Origin of the sequence: Arthrobacter zhaoguopingii (assembly GCF_009828605.1) — a bacterium.
Taxonomy (GTDB): domain Bacteria; phylum Actinomycetota; class Actinomycetes; order Actinomycetales; family Micrococcaceae; genus Arthrobacter_D; species Arthrobacter_D zhaoguopingii.
The window spans coordinates 100,189-117,571 of record NZ_WIAE01000010.1; the positions used below are offsets into that span (position 1 = coordinate 100,189).

A 17,383-nucleotide genomic window follows, 5' to 3' on the forward strand; every position below is an offset into this window, starting at 1 on the left:
GGGGGCGCGGCGGACCTAGACTTCCGTCCATGAACGAGGAGAATCGGCCCGGCGGCCCCGGTGCGCCGGTAATGCTCCGGCTGCCCTTTGAGGGCAGGTGGCTGGCACGGAACAGTCCCGCACGGCGGGTGCCGAGCCACGGCACCGACCTGCTGGGCGGGCGGTACGCCATCGACTTCATCGGCGTCGACCCGCGCCACCGGACGGCGTTCGCCAGCGACTGGCGGACCCTTGCCGCCACCGAACCGCCCGATCGGTTTGTCGCCTGGGGGCAGCCGGTACTCGCCCCTGCCGGTGGCGTCGTTGTCGGAGTCCACGACGGCGAACCGGACCACGCCGCCCGGCGCTCGCAGCTTGCGCTCCTGCCCTACGCCCTGGGGCAGCCTGCGCGCCTGCGCGAGGGGGTGGCCGCAGTGGCGGGCAACCACGTCGTAATCCGCCTGAGGCATCCACCGGCCATCGTCGCCCTGGCGCATCTCCGGGCCGGATCCATCGTTGTGACGCCCGGTGAGGAGGTTGCCGCCGGTCAACCCATCGCCGCATGCGGGAACTCGGGCAACTCGACCCAGCCGCACGTACACCTCCAGGTGATGGACGGGCCGGACGCCGCCACCGCCCGCGGCATTCCGATGGCGTTCGCGCGGTATCGGGAATGGCCCCGCGGGCCGGGCTCCTCCCGGATCCGGGACTCCGGCCTGCCGCAGGAAGGCGCCGTCGTCGAGGCGCTGCCTCCGGCCGGTGCTCCGGGCTAGGAGCAACCGCCCCAACTTGTCATACCTAGCACTGCTATGGTTCGATACCCTTTACTTCTAGGTATGGAGGCGCAATGCGCATTGATAAGGACCTGGTCGCCGCGTCGGCGACCCCACTGGTGCTGGGGATCCTGTCGGACGGTGACCTGTACGGGTACGCGATCCTGAAACGCGTGGGCGAGCTGTCCGGCGGCGGCATGCAGTGGACCGACGGGATGCTCTATCCCCTGCTGCACCGGCTCGAACGGCTCGGCTACGTCTCATCGTCATGGGGCACCTCGGAGGCCGGACGCCGCCGCAAGCACTACGCCATCACCCCCGCAGGCCGGGAGGCGTTCGCGGACCGGCAGGAGCAGTGGACGGTCGTGGCGGAGGCCCTGCGCCAGGTCTGGCACACCGCGCAGCGCCCGCCCGCCGTCGCGCAGGGGTGGGCGTGATGGAGCACGCCGAGCTTGAGGCCCAGATCGACAGGTGGCGCGGCTACGTCCAGCGGCGCCAGGCCATCTCCCCCGCCGACGTCGATGAGCTGGAGGACCATCTGAGGGAACAGGTCGCAGACCGGCAAGCCACCGGGCTGGACGACGAAGAGGCCTTCCTGGTGGCCATCAAGCGCCTGGGCAACCTCGACGCCGTCTCCCGCGAATTCGCCCGGGAACACTCCGACCGGCTGTGGAAGCAGCTGGTCCTGATGCCCGAGGATCCGGCGGACGCCGGGGCACCGCCGTGGCGGGAACTGGCAATCGTGCTCGCGCTCGCGGTCGGCGCCGGTCTCGCCGTCAAGACGGGCCTGACGTGGATCGAGGGGGGCGGAGTGCTGGCCCGCAACCTCGGGCTGCTCGTCCTCCCGTTCCTCGCCGCATACTTCGCCTGGAAGCGGAGGCTGAGCGCCCGGGTGGTGGTGGGGATCCTCGTCCCCTTCGCCGTCCTGGCCGTCGCCCTCAACGCCTACCCGTTCGCTTCCGGTGGCTCAACCGAACTTCTGGCCGTGCTTCACGCCCCGGTGGTGCTCTGGCTGCTGGCCGGAATCGCCTACGTCGGCGGCAGGTGGCGCTCCGATGGCCGGCGCATGGACTTCGCCCGGTTCACCGGCGAGCTCGTCATCTACTTCACCCTGCTGGCCCTCGGCGGGGCTGTCCTGACGGGACTCACCTTCGCCGTCCTGCAGCTGGTCGGCGCCGATCTCGAACCGGTCCTTGGAGACTGGATCCTGCCGTTTGCCGTTCCCGGGGCGCTCGTCGTCGCGGCCTGGCTCGTGGAGGCCAAGCAGAACGTCGTGGAGAACATCGCGCCGGTCCTCACCCGGGTCTTCACCCCCCTGACGATCGCCATGCTGCTGGCGGTGCTGGCTGTGCTTGCCGCCGTCGGCGGACTCGCTGAAGTCGACCGCGGCCTGCTGATCCTCATGGACGCGATCCTCGTGCTGGTTCTCTGCCTGCTGCTCTACGCCATATCGGCCCGGAACTCGCTGGCGCCCCCCGGCGTGTTCGACGTGCTGCAGCTGGTGCTTGTCGCCGCCGCGCTCGCCGTCGACGCCGTGATGCTGACGGCGATGCTGACGCGCATCGCCGAGTTCGGCTTCAGTCCCAACAAGATCGCGGCGCTCGGGCTGAACCTGCTGCTGCTGATCCATCTTGTCCGGACCGGGTGGCTCACGGTCGGATTCCTGCGTGGACGCCGTCCGTTCACCGCCCTGGAGCGCTGGCAGACCCGCTACCTGCCGGTGTATGCCCTCTGGGCCGCCGTCGTGGTCGTGGCCTTCCCGCCCCTCTTCGGGTTCGCCTGAGCGCGGCCGGACCGGACGCGTCACACCGGCGGGACGGTGACCGCCCAATTCGGCGGCGGGCCTGCGCCGGCCGGGATCCGCTCCCGCGCCCCAGTGCGGGGCCTGGGAGCGGATCAGCCAAGCACTGCGGCCAGTTCCCGGCAGGCGTTCTCACACCGTCGGCAGGCCTCGGCGCAGATCCTGCAGTGCTCATGCATTGAGGCGTGGGATTCACATTCGTCGGCGCAGGCACGGCACACCGCTTCACAGGCCGCGAGGACCGCCCGGGTGAGGTTAGCGTCGTAGGCGGTGTGGCGGGACAGCACCTTGCCGGTCGCCACACAGACGTCGGAGCAGTCGAGGTCCGTACGGATGCACTTGGTGAGGTGGGCCACCGAGTCCTCGCTCAGGCACGCGTCGGCGCATGCGGTACAGGCCTGGGCGCACTCGAAGCACGCCGTGATGCATTCGATGAGCCGATCCCGGTCAATACCGCCCAGGTCCCTGGGATACGTCTCAAGCATTGCGGCGATGGTGCTCATGGGTCTACTCCTTCTTGTCGCGGGCGCATCGCGGCTCCGTTTGCGTCCTGGCCGCGGGTACCGCAGGCCGGCGGTACCGGTTCCCTTGTGCCCACCACGGTAGCCACCGGATTTCCGCCGGACCAGTGCCTGCGGAAAAGTCTGCCGCGAAGCACCGCTGGTCGGACCGGGCCCACCAGCCCCAGAGCGAACCGTCAGGGCACGAGGGCATGGGCGCGAGATGGAGACCTGGCCGAACGGCACCTAGCGGATACCCCCGAACGGGGGTGATACTGGGGCGGTCCGGCTGCGCCCGAGCCGGTCCGGCCCGCGGACCCCGTTATCGGAAGGAGAGGCCGTGGCGATCCAGCACGTCCTCGCCGTCGTTCCCGTTTCAGACCTTGCTGCGGCGCGCGCCTGGTACGAGCGGGTGCTGGGAACTCCCCCGACCAATGTCCCGATGCCGGAGTCCCTGGTGGAGTGGCGGATCACCGGCCAGGGATGGGTCCAGGTAACGCTCGACCCTGTGCGGGCGGGATCCGGCCTGCTCAACTTCGCCGTCGATGACCTGAACTCCCATGTCGCCGGGCTTGCGGCGCAGGGAATCGAACCGGACCCGGTCGTCACCGCGAACAGGAACGTGACGTTGTGCTCCCTTCAGGACCCGGACGGCAACACCCTCACCTTCATCGGCAACTTCCGAATCGACTACAGCGCCCCGGACTGAAGGCGGGACCGGTGCCTGGAACTCTTGCCCCGGAACTTTGCGCCTGAGCACCGATGCCCGGAACTCTTCCCCGCTGCGCGCTCACGCACCGCCGGCGCACCGGGCCACGCGATCAGTGGGCGGCGTGGAAGCGCCGGCGGCGGTACCGGGGCTCCTCGATCTCGTCGAGGACCGCGAGGGCGAGGTCCGCCGCTGAGATTGTCGATTTCCCCTCGGCATCGGCGAGCAGGACGTCGTCGCTGAGACGGTAGCTGCCCTTTTCCTCCGCGGGGGCCCAGACGCCGAATGTCACCGGAGGACTGACGTAGAACCAGTCGACGTTTTCCGGGGAAGTCTTGAGCATCTCAAGGAGCGCAATGCCGGTCTCCACCTCCGGGCGGACGGGCTCGGGTACCGTGCTGACGTCGTAGAGCCGGGGCCCGTCCGGTGCGACGAGGAGCGAGGAAGCGCCTCCCATGACGCCGAGGCGGATCCCGGTCCCGGCGGTCAGGGCGATCAGGCGCTCCACCACGCCTTCCTCCCTGCCCGCCATCTCCCCGCGGGGGGCCACGCTCTCGAAGACAACATCACTGCCGGCCACGACCGTTTCAAGGAAGTCCGGGTCAAGCACCGACCCGGGAGTGTAGGTGACCCCCGGAAGCGGGTCCGCCGGCCGGTTCCGGCTCACCGCGACGACCTCGTGGCCGCGCCGCTGCGCCTCCCTGGCGACGGCGCTTCCTGTGTAGCCGGTTCCGCCCAGTACGGTGATACGCACCATCTGCTGCTCCCTCTCGTCGGTGGTCCGGGCTTCGGTGGTCCGGCCTTCGTGGTCTCCGATCCATCCTCCGCCGCCCCTCGGAGGATCCCAAGCACCGCCCGAACCGCGGCGTACTGTTACGGCGGCGTACTGTTACGGCGCTTCCTGGTGCGGGCAGGCTGCACGACCTCCTGAGCCCTCGCCCGGCCGCGCTGCGGATGGCGCAGCACCCGGACCGCCCCGCAACCCGGACCGCGCAGCCCACCCCGGACCGCGCCGCACCGTCCCCCTAGCGCAGTACCGCTGCCGCCCCGCGGATGGCCGCAGCCACCTCCTCGAGTGCCGCCGAACCGTGGCGCCATTGCTGCCAGTGCAGGGGAACGTCGACGAATGTTCCGGCGTCGAAGGCGGCAAGGCTCCGTCGGCGGGAATCGCGGGCCAGCTCCAGTTCCGGAAGCAGCCCCCACCCCATGCCCAACGCGATGGCCTCCCCGAATTCATGGGCAGCCGGAATGTAGTGGCGGGGCGGGGTGCCTGGCTGGAGGCCCCGCCCCCGCAGGTATCGGTCCTGCAGATCGTCCTTCCGGTCAAAAACGATCACCGGGGCGCGGGTGAGCGCCGCGGGAGTGACTCCGTCCGCGAACCACTCCCGTCGGAACTCCGCGGTGCACACCGGGAGGTAGCGCATGACGCCCAGCGGCCGGGCGGAGCATCCCGGGATCGGGGCGCCTGTGGAGGTGATGGCGGCAGCGGCGGCACCGTTGCGCAGCAGCTCGAGCGAGTGTTCCTGGTCCTCACGGAGCACCTCAAGCTGCAGTGTCAGGGCCAGCGGCGCCAGGGCCGCCAGGGCCCAGGTGTTGAGCGAATCGGCGTTGATGACGATCGTGAGGCCGCGTCCCGCGGCCGGATCGTCCGATCCCAGTTCGGCGAGGACATCGGCGGAGAGCAGTTCGAGCTGCCGGGCAAAGCGCACCACGGCCTGGCCGGCGTCGGTCAGTTCGACCGGACGGGTCCGCCGGAGCACCGGCCGCCCGACGGCCGTTTCGAGGGCCCGGATGCGCTGGCTCACCGCTGATGCCGTTACGGACAGGGCCGCCGCAGCCGCCTCGAAGCTGCCGGTGGAGATGATGGCGGCCAGCGTGCGGGCCTGGTGCGGGTCGATCTCCCTCATTAGCTCTTCTTATCATTCTTTAGGAAGATGAGCTGTCCTAATTTTGGTGTGGTGCCTACCGTGGAAGGGTGATTCTTCCTGCTGCAGCCGGCCTGACCGCCGGCCTGTCCCTCATCATTGCCATCGGGGCCCAGAACGCCTTCGTCCTGCGGCAGGGGCTGCAACGTTCCCATGTCGCTCTGGTGGTCGCAGTCTGCGCCCTGTCGGACCTTCTTCTCATCATGCTGGGCGTGGGCGGGCTCGGCGTGGCCATCGAGCGGGCCCCGCTGCTTCTCGAGGTCGTCCGGTGGGCCGGTGCCGCATTCCTGCTTGGGTACGCGGTCCTTGCCGCCGTCCGGGCCATCCGCGGGGAGCACCTCGACGTCGCCGGCGCGCAGGAGAAGCGCACTTGGAAGGCCGCTCTGGGCACCTGTCTGGCGCTCACCTGGTTGAACCCGCACGTCTATCTGGATACGGTCCTTCTCCTCGGGTCGTTGGCGAGCTCCCACGGCCCGGACGGCCGGTGGTGGTTCGCCGCGGGTGCGGGCCTGGGCAGCATCGTGTGGTTCTCCGCCCTCGGCGTCGGCGCCCGGTTCCTCGCACCCGTTTTCCGCCGCCGCAGCGCCTGGCGCGTCCTGGACGGGGGAATCGCCGTCCTCATGGCGGCACTGGCAGTGTTCCTCGTCGTCTAGGTCCTGCCGGGCGCGGCCCGCACCGCGTCACGGAGGGCGGGACGGACGGTGGACACGGCGGCCCCCAATCCACGCAGGATGTGGAGTGGAAGACCCTGCCTCCGGAACTTGACGAGCAGACGCACCGGCGGAATCACAGGGCAGTCCGGCGTGCCGCGCCGGGGAGCGAACCACTCATCGACCGAAGGGAAGCGCACCATGGCTATCGGGCATCTCCTCGCCGTCGTTCCCGCCTTGGACATCGCGGCGGCACGGGCCTGTTACGAGCGGCTAGTCGCCCCGCCACCAACATGCCAATGCCCATGCCCATGCCAGCTTCGACGATCAATGCTGCGCAACGGCCGCCGAGCTTCCGCACCCAGACATACGTAGCATCAGGCTCGCGCTGGGCCGCTGGCTCTCAAAGCACAATCGACCTGCCTACCGAGAGCGGCCCCGCAAAGCATTGGTCCGAAGGCGGGGCCACGAACCGGGATGCCACCATGAACCGCGAAGACTGATTGACGGGAATCGCCAGCTGCAGGGCCGTCGGTATCACCACCGAATCAACGGCCGGGTGGGAACTCAGGTCGTCGACCGGTGGTCTTCGTAATACTCGGCATCCAGGCCATGCGGGGTTTTTTCCCACTTGTGGGGACTGGTTAGCATTTGCCACGCGGCTCGCCAGGCCGCAATTGAATGCAGGACCCAATAGAACGGGTTCAAGAGGGCGAAGATCGCGATCCTCCAGCCATGTCTCCGCCACGTGACGATGCCTGAAACGCCAATCATCACTGCACTTCCGAACACCATGGATACCATTCCGCCAACCAGCAGCCAGCTCGGCAGGGCTAACCCCACAAATTGGTATCCGATGAATGTAAACAGCGTGAATCCTAAGGCGAGGGGGTAAGCGAGGAATGCAAGAGGCGTGCCGAGGATCAAACCCAAGAAACCCACCGTGCCGGCCAGCCCGGTCCGTCGAACATAGCGTACTGAATTGCGGGTATTTACGGCTGAGGTAAGCATGTACCCCTTGATCCACCGTGTGCGTTGCCTTACCCAGGCAGGGACACGGGAACAAGCTTCCTCCCAGGTAGTAGAGTCGATCACTCCGACTCGATAACCTTCCACCGCCGCCCTCAGCCCGAGATCGGCATCCTCGGTAACATTCCACGGATCCCATGCTCCGATGTCCCTGAGGAGCTTCGTTACAAAATGGTTCGATGTTCCCCCGAGCGGCAGAGGGATGCGGGACCTGTCCAGACCCGGAAGCATGGAATCGAACCAATGCGTGTATTCGATGGTGAACATGCGGGTGAGTACATTCTGGTCGGCGTTGAAATAGTTCAATGCCGCTTGGACACAGATCAGGGGCTTTCGTCCCGGTGTCAGATACTTGCGGTCGAATTCGTCGTCACGAAATGCGGCGATGGCCTCGCGCAGCTGCCCAGGCTCAGGTCGGTCTTCCGCATCGTAAATCACTACGAACTTGCCTCGTGCAAAGGCGAGTCCGTAATTGCATGCCCGCGGCTTGGTTTGCGGTTCACCGCGGGGAACCACCAGGATGCGCACATACTCCGGGGGACGGGACGCTTTCGCGGCCGCAATGGTGTCGGTGTCGTCCTCCTCCAGCAGCACGAGAACATCAAGCTTCGACCGGGGATAGTCGAGTTCGCCGAGGTTAGCGAGCAGTTTGTCGATAATGTTCGATTCACGGAAGACGGGAATAAGAATGGTGTATACGGGCAGTTCTGCATCAGGCACTCGGTCTGTGCTGGGAGCGGGAAGCCCACGACGGAGCAGTTCAGTTTCGCGGGCCTTTGCGGCGGAACGGTCGTAGAGCACATCGAAAGGTTGGCGAAGGCTGGCCATTGTCTTGAAGGCTATGTTTACCAAGAATATGAGGTTGGCAGCCGTAAGCAATGCAATCATGGCGACCTGCGCCGATGCTGCCAGCCCTACAACCATGGTGAGAGGGAAGGTGGCAATCAGAATCAGCTGCCACCTGTTCAGCGCTGTCCGCGCTGAATAGTCCGGACGCTCCAAGGCGAGGCGTTCAGCGGCTACATAGAGCAGCTGCCTACGGAAAGTGCGCTGGAGGGATTGGCTGATGTCCCAGTCCGTGGTGGTCCGGAAAGTGACCGTACGTGCACCGAAGGAACGCAGCGCTTCGTCTTCTATTGTGGCTGACGGTTCCACCGTCGTTGCCACGGTCAAGACACCACCCTCCATGCGCCACGGTATCCACTCCGCGTTGAAGGCGTCGCTGAAGCTCAATCGCCTCAGAAGCGCTTCGTCGGGAGGCTGTGCTACGAGGTCGATCAAAGGGGCATTCCACTGCCGGCCGAGACCTTCGTATACCTGCCGGCGGTTCAGCCCGGTCTCAAGGATGATGTGGCGGCCAAGCAGACCGCCTTCGATTCTGGCGAGTTCAAGGGCGCGCTTAAGTTGCTCGGGGGTGATCAAGCCCGATGCAATCAGGCTCTGTCCGGAGTGCGCGGTCTGATCCCCAGCGTTGTCGTCCTGCGTGGAGCGCGGGATCAATCCGTTGACCTCTGGTATATCTGATGGGTCGGCGTGGAGAACACCAGGGAGTAGTTGGCGCCGAAAGACCGATGCCGGCTGATTGCCTGGTAGACAAGATCGGTTGGGCCGGTGTAGGAAGCTCCCCTTCTGGCTTCCACATTGACGAACACCCACTCCGCGTATCGGACCGGATCGGCCAGCGCCCGATCGAAGTGCTCGCCGGATGCGCGGATATAAATGTCGCGAAGTGGGATTCCTAGGACCGGCAGCACCGCGTTTCCCCCGGCACTTTCGTCCATGAGTATCCCGCCTGAAGTGTAGTTGGCATTCAACCATCTTGCTGCGGCGGTGGGGTGGGCGCTCGATTGGGCGAAAAACGCCCCCTCCGCCAGCACTGCTAGCCTGCTGGTCGGATTGTTGCTCCACCAAATGTTCTGGAGAAGCAGGGCCATTACCAGTCCGCCGGCCGCCCAGGGACGGAGCGGACTCGGTCGTGTCAGACGGTCGGTTAATGCCGAGACCAGAACGGCTACCAACGGAAGAGCAGTAAGGGCGAAGCGGTTGTTCCACCAGCCCGGAGGCACCGAGTGGTCGTTGTACATGACCGTCTGTCCCAAATATAGGCTTACCAATCCGAAGGCAAACGCGCTGCCGGTGACCGCTACCAGCAGCGTAACGTTGTCCAATCCGCGTCGCAGGACAAGGTCTATGGCTCCGAAGGCCGCGAGGACAAGTGGCACCACGCCGACTGTCTCCAGCAGGGACCAATAGAACGTCCACAGCGTCATGCCTAAGTTCCCTCTGGTTGTGACCAGCCCGCTCTCGGTAAGGTCCTTTTGCTGGGCGTAGGCGGAATACTCGCCGAACATAAACTCCAGCGGGTTCTCATAAATGGCCCAGTTGTAGGCCAACCACCAAAGGACAGCCGCAGCAGGAACCATGACATAGCCTGCGGACATGGTGAGGGTTTCGCGCCACTTGCCCGAGCGCCGCTGGGCAACCACAAACACAAACACGGTCCCGGTGAGCACGAGCGCCCATCCCTCATAGCGGGACAGAACTGCTGCGCCCGAAGGAATTCCTGCGAAGACGGCGAGCTCACCTGCGCTCATCCTCCGCATGCTGGTGGCCCAGTGTGCCAGACCGGCCATTGCACCCAACATGCACATGATCAGCACTGGCTCTGTCAGAGCCGTGGTGTACACGTACAGTACCGCCGGGTTTGCCAGCAGTATCAGAACGCCGGCAATACGGCTGAGACGGCCGAAGCCGAGCCGCGCGCAGATGCGGTACAGTCCTGACGCTGAGGCTGATAGCGCCACAATCCCCAGGATGCACGCACCCCAGCCCGTGCTGAACAGCCACAAGTCGACGACAAACGGCATGAGGAGCAGGTGCGGCATGGGAAGCCACACCGTGCCCAACTGTTCCAAGCCCGGAGCCTTGCTGTCGAAAATACGCCGGGCGATGGCAAGGTGGCTCCGGGAGTCCGGGTAGTCCAGATTGGTTCCCTGTCCTGCGGTATAAAGGCAGGCCACATACCCGACCAAGCCCGCCACCACAGCCACTACCGCTGTGCCAGGGACCCGACGCTCCACGACAGGTGCTCCTAAGGAGTCCCAAGCTCTGCCCGGAAGCCCTCGCGCTGCATGTGCCAGCGATAAGTGAACGGAAGTCTCAGTCATCGGGATGGCTGTCCGCCCCTGTCGCGTTCTGCCTTGCGTCCGCGTAGGATCTGGCCAGGTCACGGTGCCGGCGGCCCAGCCAGACGCGCAGAAGCAGCACCGAGCCTAGCCCCCCGACAACCACTCCTAGCCACAGCGCGTAAGGACGATAGGTGTCGGTCGAAGCACGTTGAGGAATCACTGTCTGGTTCTCGAGCATCACGGGCTCGCCCGAAGTTTGCGTCAATAGGAGGTTACGTGAAAGCGAGGCCCAGCCGCCGTCCTGCTCCTGGACGAATGCGGTCAGCGACCGCTGCATCCTCTGGCTCGACTCGGTGTCCGAGTCGGGTGCCCAGGCTCCAAGCATGAGGATGTTGCGCCCGTCATGTTCGAATGCTTCCAGTGCCCCATAGGGAGCGCTGGTTCCCACGCTGTAGCTGAGGTCTCCCGCACTGACTGTACGGAACTCCGCGAGTCGGAGTGGCGCGGACAGCCGGTTGGCCGTGTCTGGCGTCGCCCCAACTAGCAATCCCGAATCGCTCGACTCTAAGAAGTCATCAAGGCCTACCCTGCGCACCTCCAGCAGTCCAGCGGCCTGGCGCTGAAGGGACGTCACCAAGGTGGCCGCGTTGAGAGTATTGGTCTGGGTGGAAGCGCCGCGATCGAACGCCACCGGAAGGCTGCCTCCCAAGACTTGGGGGAACCGGGCGAATCCCGGGGCCACCGAATGGCCGCGCTCGCCGGTGATGTGGCTTCCGGCGGTGTCCAGGGTCATCTCCATTGGCAGCGTGCGGGTTGGGCCAGCGCAATCTCCGCCGGGGGGCGTCGCAGTGAGCCTGATGCGGAGTCCGTTCATCGCCTGGATGTGTCCTGACGGCACCTCGGCCTCGATTCTGAAGCTGTCGCCCTCGAGCGCCTGGGAACTGAGAATATAGTCATTCCAATAAACCGAAATCGATGCCGCTCCCCCCGTCGGAACTGCGGTGTGCGTTCCTCTGACTCGTAGCGATAAGGACGAAACCGGACCCCCGAACTGCGCCTGATTGACGCCCACGTATGCCTCCTGGGTGCCGTAGCCCGAAAGCTTCACATCAGGGGCACCCAGGGCGCTGAGGGAATGTTCCAGTCCCGTCGCACTGGGAAGAGACGTGGTCATTCCAGAGACGGCAGCATCATCGGCCAGCGCGGAGTTGTCGCTGGCTAAGGCCATCGCCGCCATGCGGAGTTCATCACCCTGTCCGGCGAGGACCAGGGTCGGTCGGCCGTACGCAACGGTCACCTTTGTACTAACCGTCCCGGAATCCGCGGAGACCCGGATGATGCGCGACCCAGCCGGCAGGTTGGGTGACTGAGCCGCAGTTTCCGATTCCGGAATGGCGATCACCTGCGCGTCGGGATAGCGGTTGGCAACCGCCGCCGACACTGCGAGGATTCCAATGGAAACGTCATCTTCCGGATCTTCCGGGACGGGTATCAGAATGGCCGGCACGCTCGGAGACAGGAAGTCCGCCACGGTGGACGGCAAGGCCTCCGTGCCGGCGGTGACAATCGAGATGCCGCTCAGCGTGGCCTCCGAGGAGGGGTCTCCGCAGGAGGTCCGGGGGCCCGGGACATACTGGAGTCCGAGGACCAACTGTTGCCCATTAACATCTGCAGGGGTCAGGGCCAGGTCAACTGGAATTTTCGCGGCGGCAGGGGTCTCGAGCAGCACCCGCCCGGGAACTGATAGCCGGATCGCGCCTGCCGGTTGTCCGGTGAGAGAAATAGTGCCCTTGAGCCGGGTTGGCTGGTGCCCGGCAATGAGCGGGAGGATTAATTGCTGCTCGCTCTGGCCGCTCATAGCTGTGACGGAACCGTGGTTATCCTCGGCCGGGAACTGCTCGGCACTGGCGCTATTCGCGGCAAGTAGGGCGAACGTCGCTGCGTAGGAGAACAGGGCGCTGGCAGCAAGAAAACGTCGGACGATCCGACCGTGCAGTCCAAGAACCCTGGTCGCGGCGGCCAGTTTCCACCTGAGATAGGCAAGGCCAACCCGGTTCTCGTTTCCCTGGCGTCCCGAGCCCGGCCCATAGTCGGTGATTTCCCGTGACGGACCCCCGAGGCGCCTCCGGTTTTGGCCCGGGCCGTAGGAGAGCACGATGTGCGGACGTTTCAATGGTGCCTCCACCAAGTAGATGGCCCAACGCTATGCGGCCCCCTTACCCGGGGCAGCCCGCGCGACTACTCGTATTCTGCGACCAACTACTTTGCTCTATAATCCAACCGCCTTCATCCATGGTTCTAGCCGTCCTCGGCTTCGGCCAGATGGGCAGGTCCTGGGTGAATGCGTCGGAGGCCACGTCAGAGCCCGAACTATCGGGGCCGTCCCGGTTCGGAGCCGGTGCCGGTGTTCGTCTTCTTATTGACGAACCAGGTGATAGCCCACAGCACCACGCCGATCGCCAGCAGTCCGCCGGCGATCTGGTACTGGATCACGTCCCGGCCGACCCAGGGTCCGGCGAGGAAGGCGCACAGTACCGCCGCAATCAGGGGCAGCGGCCCCGGCGAGGTGAAAAATACCTTGCGGTTGGGGTCCCGCTTGCGGCGCAGGATGACGCAGGCGACGTTGACCACGGTGAACACGCACAGCAGCAGGAACGCGGTCGTGCCGGACAGGTTTGCGACGACGTTGCTGTCCGGGTCGCTTGTGACGTACCAGATCAACCCAAGGGCGAGAATCGTGGAAAACGCGATACCGGCCCACGGGGTACGGCGTCCCGGGAGAACCTTCCCCAGGGGGCGCGGCAGGACGTTCTGGCGGGCCATGCCGTAAATCATGCGGCTTGCCATGAGCATGTTGATGAGGGCAGTGTTCGCGACTGCGAAGACAGCAAGGAACGGGAAGATGTTGTCGATTGGGAAGTCCGGGGAGCCTTTCTCCACCACCTCGAGGAGCGCGGCGCCTTCGGCCTCCCGGATCCCTTCGAGCTCCGTGGGGGTGAGCACAGTAACCACGGAGACCGCCACCAGCATGTAGAGGATCACTGCGATGCCCAGGCCTGTCAGCATGGTCCGCGGGAAAATCCGCTCAGGATCCTTGACCTCCTCGACCATGTTCACCGAATCCTCGAAGCCGACCATCGCGAAGAAGGCGATGGAGGTGGCCGCTGTGACAGCAAGGAAGAGTCCCTTGTCCTGGTAGTCGGAGAAGACGGTGACCTGCTGCAGGTTCCCCTCCCCCTGGGCGATGACGTAGAAGCCGACCCCGATCACGATGCACAGGGCGATCATCTCGACGAGGGTGAGCAGGACGTTGAACTTCACGCTTTCACCCACCCCGCGAAGGTTGATCGCCGCGAGCAGCAGCATGAAGCCCATCGCCACAGCGGTGATCACGCCCTGGCCGGGCACATCCATCCAGCCGTTGATCTCGAGGCCCCCGAAGAAGTTCTGAGCCAGTACGTTGGCCGAGGTCGAGGCGCTGGTGATGCCCGAACAGACGACCGCGAAAGCGACCAGAAAGGTGACGAAGTGGATCCCGAACGCCTTGTGGCAGTAGAGCGCCGCACCGGCCGCCTGGGGGTACTGGGTGACCAGTTCGAGATAGGAGAACGCGGTCATCGTCGCCACGATGAAGGCCAGCAGGAACGGCAGCCAGACGATGCCGCCGACCGTCCCGGCCATGGTGCCGGTGACGGCGTAGACCCCTGCTCCCAGAATGTCCCCGACAATGAACAGGAGCAGAAGTTTTGGCCCGAGGACCCGTTTAAGCGCCGGCTCTTCACCCTCGCGGGCCGGCTCGGTTACTGGTTCAGAAGTCGTGCTCATGGTGACCTCCCTAGCGGGTGCGCGGTTCCGGCACCGGACAGCGGCCGGACCCCGGCGTGAACATGGGACCTACTTCACTCCCTTGCGGGCCCCTTGGCAACAAGCAATGGCCGAAATTTTGGATGACGCCTGCCCTTTGCGGGCCGCGGGGCACGGGAGCTGCGCAGTCTCCCCTGTTGCGCGGGCGCGCACAGTGCCATTCTGGGGCTACCGGCCGCGGTGCAGCGGCCCCAATGAGGAGGAGATGAACCATGTTCGCTGATTCCAAGGCCTTCAGCGGCCTGGCGGTCCGCAGCCTTGAGGATGCCCGACGGTTCTACGGTGACACCCTCGGGCTCAGGACCTCCGAGGAGCACGGCCTGATGTGGCTCCACCTCGCCGGAGGACGGGACACCCTCGTCTACGAACAACCCGACTCCACTCCGGCGAGCTACACGGTCCTGAATTTCGAGGTGGATGACATTGACGCCGCCGTCGGCGCGCTCGCCGAGCGCGGAGTGCGCCTCGAACGCTACGACGGCATCGAGCAGGATGACGCCGGCGTCCACCGCGGCGGAGGGCCCTTCATCGCCTGGTTCAAGGATCCGTCGGGAAACGTGCTGTCCGTGCTGCAGGAGCGGTAGCTCCGCCTCTCAGACGGAGGGCCCACCGGCGGCTCGGTTACGGGTGAGCTCAGGCGCCGGGCGGGCGGTATCGGACATCCCCGGCGCGGCGCAGGGCGGTGAGGGTTTCGTCGACCGTCATGAGCACCGTCGTGTCCAGCAAACTGAGGGCGCCGCCTCCGCTAAGAGCCATGGCCACCGCGGCCATCGACACATTGTCCGGTGCCTCCCAGAGAGTGTAGCCGTCGGAGGATCCGAAGGCGTACCAGAAGCCGTGGAGGCTTCCACCAACCGATTCGATGTAGGTCCGGGCGGCCTCCCGCCGGTCCTCCGGGTTGCCGATGAGCCGGGCCCAGGCATCGGGGGTGTAGCTGAATTTCGACAGGTAGAGCGGCATCCTCGGTTCCTCCCATGTGCTGCTGGCGGCCGCGGTTCCCTCAAGAATGCCAGCCCGCCACCCGACCGGCAATGGCCCTGCCGGGCACAATGACAGTGGCAGCGGCAACGATGGTGAGGCCAAACGCCCGGCCCGCAGATCTGCGGCACGGCGAAGTTTCTCCAGAAGGGACCGCTCCATGATGGGAGCCCACCACGCAGCCTGCGGCGCAGCCGCCTGGGTCGCTGTGACCACCCGGATTGAGGTGGCCGGGCTGCTTGCCGTTGCACCCGGATCCCTCAGCCTCGGGCTCGGTCTGCTCGACGTCAGCCCCATCGGAGTCGTGACGGGCGCCCTGGTGACCGCCGGGGCCGCACTTCTCCCGGACGCGGACCACCGCAGCGCAACGATCGCCAACTCACTGCCCCCGGTGTCGAACCTCGTCTGCACCGGCATCGGCAGGATCGCCGGTGGGCACCGCCGCGGTACCCACTCCCTGCTCGGCGTGCTGGCCTTCGTGGGCTTGGCCTGGCTGGCAGGCATGTGGACCGCGGAAACCGCAGCGTATGGGACTGTTTATCCCGGAGCGGGCGTGCTGACCGTCCTGCTGGTCTCCTTCGCCGCCAAGGCGCTGAAGATCATCCCGGACACCATGCGCAAGTTCCCCTGGGCGGTGGGCCTGGCCGCCGGCGCCTTCGTCACCGCCTTCGCACCCGAGGAGCAGTTCTGGTTCCCGATCGCGGTCGGGCTCGGCGTCGTCGTGCACATCGCCGGCGACATGATGACGACGGGGGGCTGCAACCTCCTCTACCCGCTTCGGATTCGACCGCCGCGGGTCGTGGCGTCACTGCCGGTGGTGGGCTGGATGTGGAAGCGGAACGGCCATTTCGCCGTGCCCATCCTGGGCAACGCGGGATCCCTCCGGGAGTGGTGCCTGCTGGTGCCGGTCTCGCTGTATGCGGTGGGCGGGATTGGTGCATCGCTCCTCAGGATCGATAACCCGGCGCTGCAGACCCTGGGCGTGCTGGGCGCATCGGGCTGGGGCGGGTAGGAGCCGGGGTGCGTATGTCCGGTTGGGTAGCGGGTTGGGGTAGCGGGCTAGGGAAGCGGATCGCAGTGGCCGGATTGGCAGTGGCCGGATTGGCCTGGCCGGATTGGCCTGGCCGGGTGGGAGTGGCCGGGTGGGAGTGGCCTGGTGGGAGTGGCAGGGGTGGAGCAGGCCGCGGCCTTCCACGGGCGGACGTACTGATTCCGCATGGGCGCCCACCGCGTCAGCGGGATCGGAGGTAGGAGTCGCGGGTTGGGGTATCGAGCTTCTCGATGGCCGCCCGGACTCCTGTACGTGACATCGCGCCCGCGTACCGGTCGAGGTGGGCCAGCAGCCTCGCCCGATCGATGTCTCCGACATAGCGGAGCATCCACCCGACCCCCTTCTGCACGAGCTCTTCGGGATCCCCTGCGAGCACTGCAGCGATTCTCAGCGTGTCATCCACCTCTTTCCGCTTCAAGAACGCGGCCGTCGCGACGATGGCGCTGCGCCGTTCGGGCCAGAAGCGGGATTCGGCCAGCCGGTCGAGCGGGGTCCGGGGCTTGTCGAGGAGCCACGTGCCGAGAACCTGGTGCGCGGCGAGGTCCACCAGGTCCCAGGTGTCGATGCGGTCGTGCCGCCGCAGGTACAGCTCATATAACTCGAGGTGGCGCCCGGGCTGGATCTTCCTGGCCATGGCCGCCTTTCCCATGATCGAGCAGGCGCCCACGCGTACTTCGTGGGTGGGGCTTTCAAGCAGTGCCTCAAGCTCGGCCACCGGCAGTTCGAGGGCGGTCTTGGCCAGGCTGAAGACGTCCCCCATCCGCACGCCGATGAAGGAGTTGTCCCCGGGGAAGAACCGCCTGTACTTGACCCGCTGGTCCTCGGTGGCGAGCGCACGGAGCGCGGCTTCGAAGTCGGCAGCAGTCCTCATTGGTGATGCCCTCCTCGATCCGGCGTTTTCCCGGATGATAGCCTTCCGCACCGCGGTGGTGAAGGCTATCGTCCGGCCGCGGCCGCAACGGCAGCCTCCGGCTGCGGTCATGACGGCAGCATCCG

The 17,383-nt window shown here is 66.0% G+C and carries 16 protein-coding genes; 7 read left to right on the plus strand and 9 right to left on the minus strand.

What is annotated here, in order from left to right; genetic code table 11:
• Positions 1–29: 29 nt before the first annotated feature.
• From GVV77_RS13690 to GVV77_RS13700, 3 genes are all read left to right on the plus strand, one after another.
• Positions 30–752, plus strand: a complete 723-nt coding sequence (locus GVV77_RS13690; RefSeq protein ID WP_159619247.1) for a M23 family metallopeptidase — start codon at positions 30–32, stop codon at positions 750–752.
• A gap of 74 nt (positions 753–826) precedes the next feature.
• Positions 827–1,189 carry a PadR family transcriptional regulator gene (locus tag GVV77_RS13695; protein ID WP_159619249.1) on the plus strand — a complete coding sequence of 121 codons (363 nt, stop codon included), beginning with the start codon at positions 827–829 and terminating at the stop codon, positions 1,187–1,189.
• Positions 1,189–2,535, plus strand: a complete 1,347-nt coding sequence (locus GVV77_RS13700; protein WP_159619302.1) for a permease prefix domain 1-containing protein — start codon at positions 1,189–1,191, stop codon at positions 2,533–2,535. The genes GVV77_RS13695 and GVV77_RS13700 overlap by 1 nt, the downstream gene beginning before the upstream one ends.
• 113 nt (positions 2,536–2,648) lie before the next feature.
• Here GVV77_RS13700 and GVV77_RS13705 read toward each other — a convergent pair whose 3' ends face one another.
• A complete protein-coding gene (locus tag GVV77_RS13705; protein WP_159619251.1) occupies positions 2,649–3,056 on the minus strand; it encodes a four-helix bundle copper-binding protein in 408 nt (135 codons plus the stop codon).
• A gap of 337 nt (positions 3,057–3,393) precedes the next feature.
• On the opposite strand from GVV77_RS13705, the gene GVV77_RS13710 reads away from it, so the two are divergent.
• On the plus strand, positions 3,394–3,762 hold the full coding sequence (locus GVV77_RS13710; protein WP_159619253.1) for a VOC family protein: 369 nt from the start codon (positions 3,394–3,396) through the stop codon (positions 3,760–3,762).
• Positions 3,763–3,874: 112 nt separating this feature from the next.
• Here GVV77_RS13710 and GVV77_RS13715 read toward each other — a convergent pair whose 3' ends face one another.
• Both GVV77_RS13715 and GVV77_RS13720 read right to left on the minus strand, forming a co-directional pair.
• Positions 3,875–4,519 carry an NAD(P)-dependent oxidoreductase gene (locus GVV77_RS13715; RefSeq protein ID WP_159619255.1) on the minus strand — a complete coding sequence of 215 codons (645 nt, stop codon included), beginning with the start codon at positions 4,517–4,519 and terminating at the stop codon, positions 3,875–3,877.
• A gap of 268 nt (positions 4,520–4,787) precedes the next feature.
• Positions 4,788–5,669 carry an ArgP/LysG family DNA-binding transcriptional regulator gene (locus GVV77_RS13720; protein WP_159619257.1) on the minus strand — a complete coding sequence of 294 codons (882 nt, stop codon included), beginning with the start codon at positions 5,667–5,669 and terminating at the stop codon, positions 4,788–4,790.
• 68 nt (positions 5,670–5,737) lie between these two features.
• Between GVV77_RS13720 and GVV77_RS13725 the strand changes: the two genes are divergently transcribed.
• Positions 5,738–6,340 (plus strand): LysE/ArgO family amino acid transporter, encoded by a 603-nt coding sequence (locus tag GVV77_RS13725; protein WP_159619259.1) that lies wholly within the window; start codon positions 5,738–5,740, stop codon positions 6,338–6,340.
• A gap of 564 nt (positions 6,341–6,904) precedes the next feature.
• On the opposite strand, the gene GVV77_RS13730 is transcribed toward GVV77_RS13725, so the two are convergent.
• The 4 genes from GVV77_RS13730 to GVV77_RS13745 all read right to left on the minus strand — a co-directional run bounded on the left by GVV77_RS13730 (position 6,905) and on the right by GVV77_RS13745 (position 14,319).
• Positions 6,905–8,866, minus strand: a complete 1,962-nt coding sequence (locus GVV77_RS13730) for a glycosyltransferase (protein WP_246199820.1) — start codon at positions 8,864–8,866, stop codon at positions 6,905–6,907.
• Positions 8,863–10,446 carry an ArnT family glycosyltransferase gene (locus GVV77_RS13735; RefSeq protein WP_201293239.1) on the minus strand — a complete coding sequence of 528 codons (1,584 nt, stop codon included), beginning with the start codon at positions 10,444–10,446 and terminating at the stop codon, positions 8,863–8,865. The genes GVV77_RS13730 and GVV77_RS13735 overlap by 4 nt, the downstream gene beginning before the upstream one ends.
• 79 nt (positions 10,447–10,525) lie before the next feature.
• A complete protein-coding gene (locus GVV77_RS13740) occupies positions 10,526–12,667 on the minus strand; it encodes a cellulose biosynthesis cyclic di-GMP-binding regulatory protein BcsB (RefSeq protein WP_246199821.1) in 2,142 nt (713 codons plus the stop codon).
• Between the two features lie 197 nt (positions 12,668–12,864).
• Positions 12,865–14,319, minus strand: coding sequence for an APC family permease (locus GVV77_RS13745; protein WP_159619261.1), 1,455 nt, complete (start codon positions 14,317–14,319; stop codon positions 12,865–12,867).
• Between the two features lie 251 nt (positions 14,320–14,570).
• On the opposite strand from GVV77_RS13745, the gene GVV77_RS13750 reads away from it, so the two are divergent.
• Positions 14,571–14,942 (plus strand): VOC family protein, encoded by a 372-nt coding sequence (locus GVV77_RS13750; RefSeq protein WP_159619264.1) that lies wholly within the window; start codon positions 14,571–14,573, stop codon positions 14,940–14,942.
• Between the two features lie 49 nt (positions 14,943–14,991).
• Here the strand turns inward: GVV77_RS13750 and GVV77_RS13755 are convergent, their stop codons facing one another.
• Positions 14,992–15,318, minus strand: a complete 327-nt coding sequence (locus GVV77_RS13755; RefSeq protein ID WP_159619266.1) for a GYD domain-containing protein — start codon at positions 15,316–15,318, stop codon at positions 14,992–14,994.
• 178 nt (positions 15,319–15,496) lie between these two features.
• Here GVV77_RS13755 and GVV77_RS13760 point away from each other — a divergent pair, with 178 nt between their 5' ends.
• Entirely contained in the window at positions 15,497–16,348 is an 852-nt protein-coding gene (locus GVV77_RS13760) for a metal-dependent hydrolase (protein ID WP_159619268.1), read from the plus strand.
• Between the two features lie 220 nt (positions 16,349–16,568).
• Here GVV77_RS13760 and GVV77_RS13765 read toward each other — a convergent pair whose 3' ends face one another.
• On the minus strand, positions 16,569–17,258 hold the full coding sequence (locus tag GVV77_RS13765) for a DNA alkylation repair protein (protein ID WP_159619270.1): 690 nt from the start codon (positions 17,256–17,258) through the stop codon (positions 16,569–16,571).
• Positions 17,259–17,383 lie beyond the last annotated feature (125 nt).

What these genes read in the sequence shown, in the direction of transcription:
- GVV77_RS13690 (WP_159619247.1), top strand. Translation starts at nt 30, where the DNA reads ATGAACGAGGAGAATCGGCCCGGCGGCCCCGGTGCGCCGGTAATGCTC.
- GVV77_RS13695 (WP_159619249.1), top strand. Translation starts at nt 827, where the DNA reads ATGCGCATTGATAAGGACCTGGTCGCCGCGTCGGCGACCCCACTGGTG.
- GVV77_RS13700 (WP_159619302.1), top strand. Translation starts at nt 1,189, where the DNA reads ATGGAGCACGCCGAGCTTGAGGCCCAGATCGACAGGTGGCGCGGCTAC.
- GVV77_RS13705 (WP_159619251.1), bottom strand. Translation starts at nt 3,056, where the DNA reads ATGAGCACCATCGCCGCAATGCTTGAGACGTATCCCAGGGACCTGGGC.
- GVV77_RS13715 (WP_159619255.1), bottom strand. Translation starts at nt 4,519, where the DNA reads ATGGTGCGTATCACCGTACTGGGCGGAACCGGCTACACAGGAAGCGCC.
- GVV77_RS13720 (WP_159619257.1), bottom strand. Translation starts at nt 5,669, where the DNA reads ATGAGGGAGATCGACCCGCACCAGGCCCGCACGCTGGCCGCCATCATC.
- GVV77_RS13745 (WP_159619261.1), bottom strand. Translation starts at nt 14,319, where the DNA reads ATGAGCACGACTTCTGAACCAGTAACCGAGCCGGCCCGCGAGGGTGAA.
- GVV77_RS13750 (WP_159619264.1), top strand. Translation starts at nt 14,571, where the DNA reads ATGTTCGCTGATTCCAAGGCCTTCAGCGGCCTGGCGGTCCGCAGCCTT.
- GVV77_RS13755 (WP_159619266.1), bottom strand. Translation starts at nt 15,318, where the DNA reads ATGCCGCTCTACCTGTCGAAATTCAGCTACACCCCCGATGCCTGGGCC.
- GVV77_RS13760 (WP_159619268.1), top strand. Translation starts at nt 15,497, where the DNA reads ATGATGGGAGCCCACCACGCAGCCTGCGGCGCAGCCGCCTGGGTCGCT.
- GVV77_RS13765 (WP_159619270.1), bottom strand. Translation starts at nt 17,258, where the DNA reads ATGAGGACTGCTGCCGACTTCGAAGCCGCGCTCCGTGCGCTCGCCACC.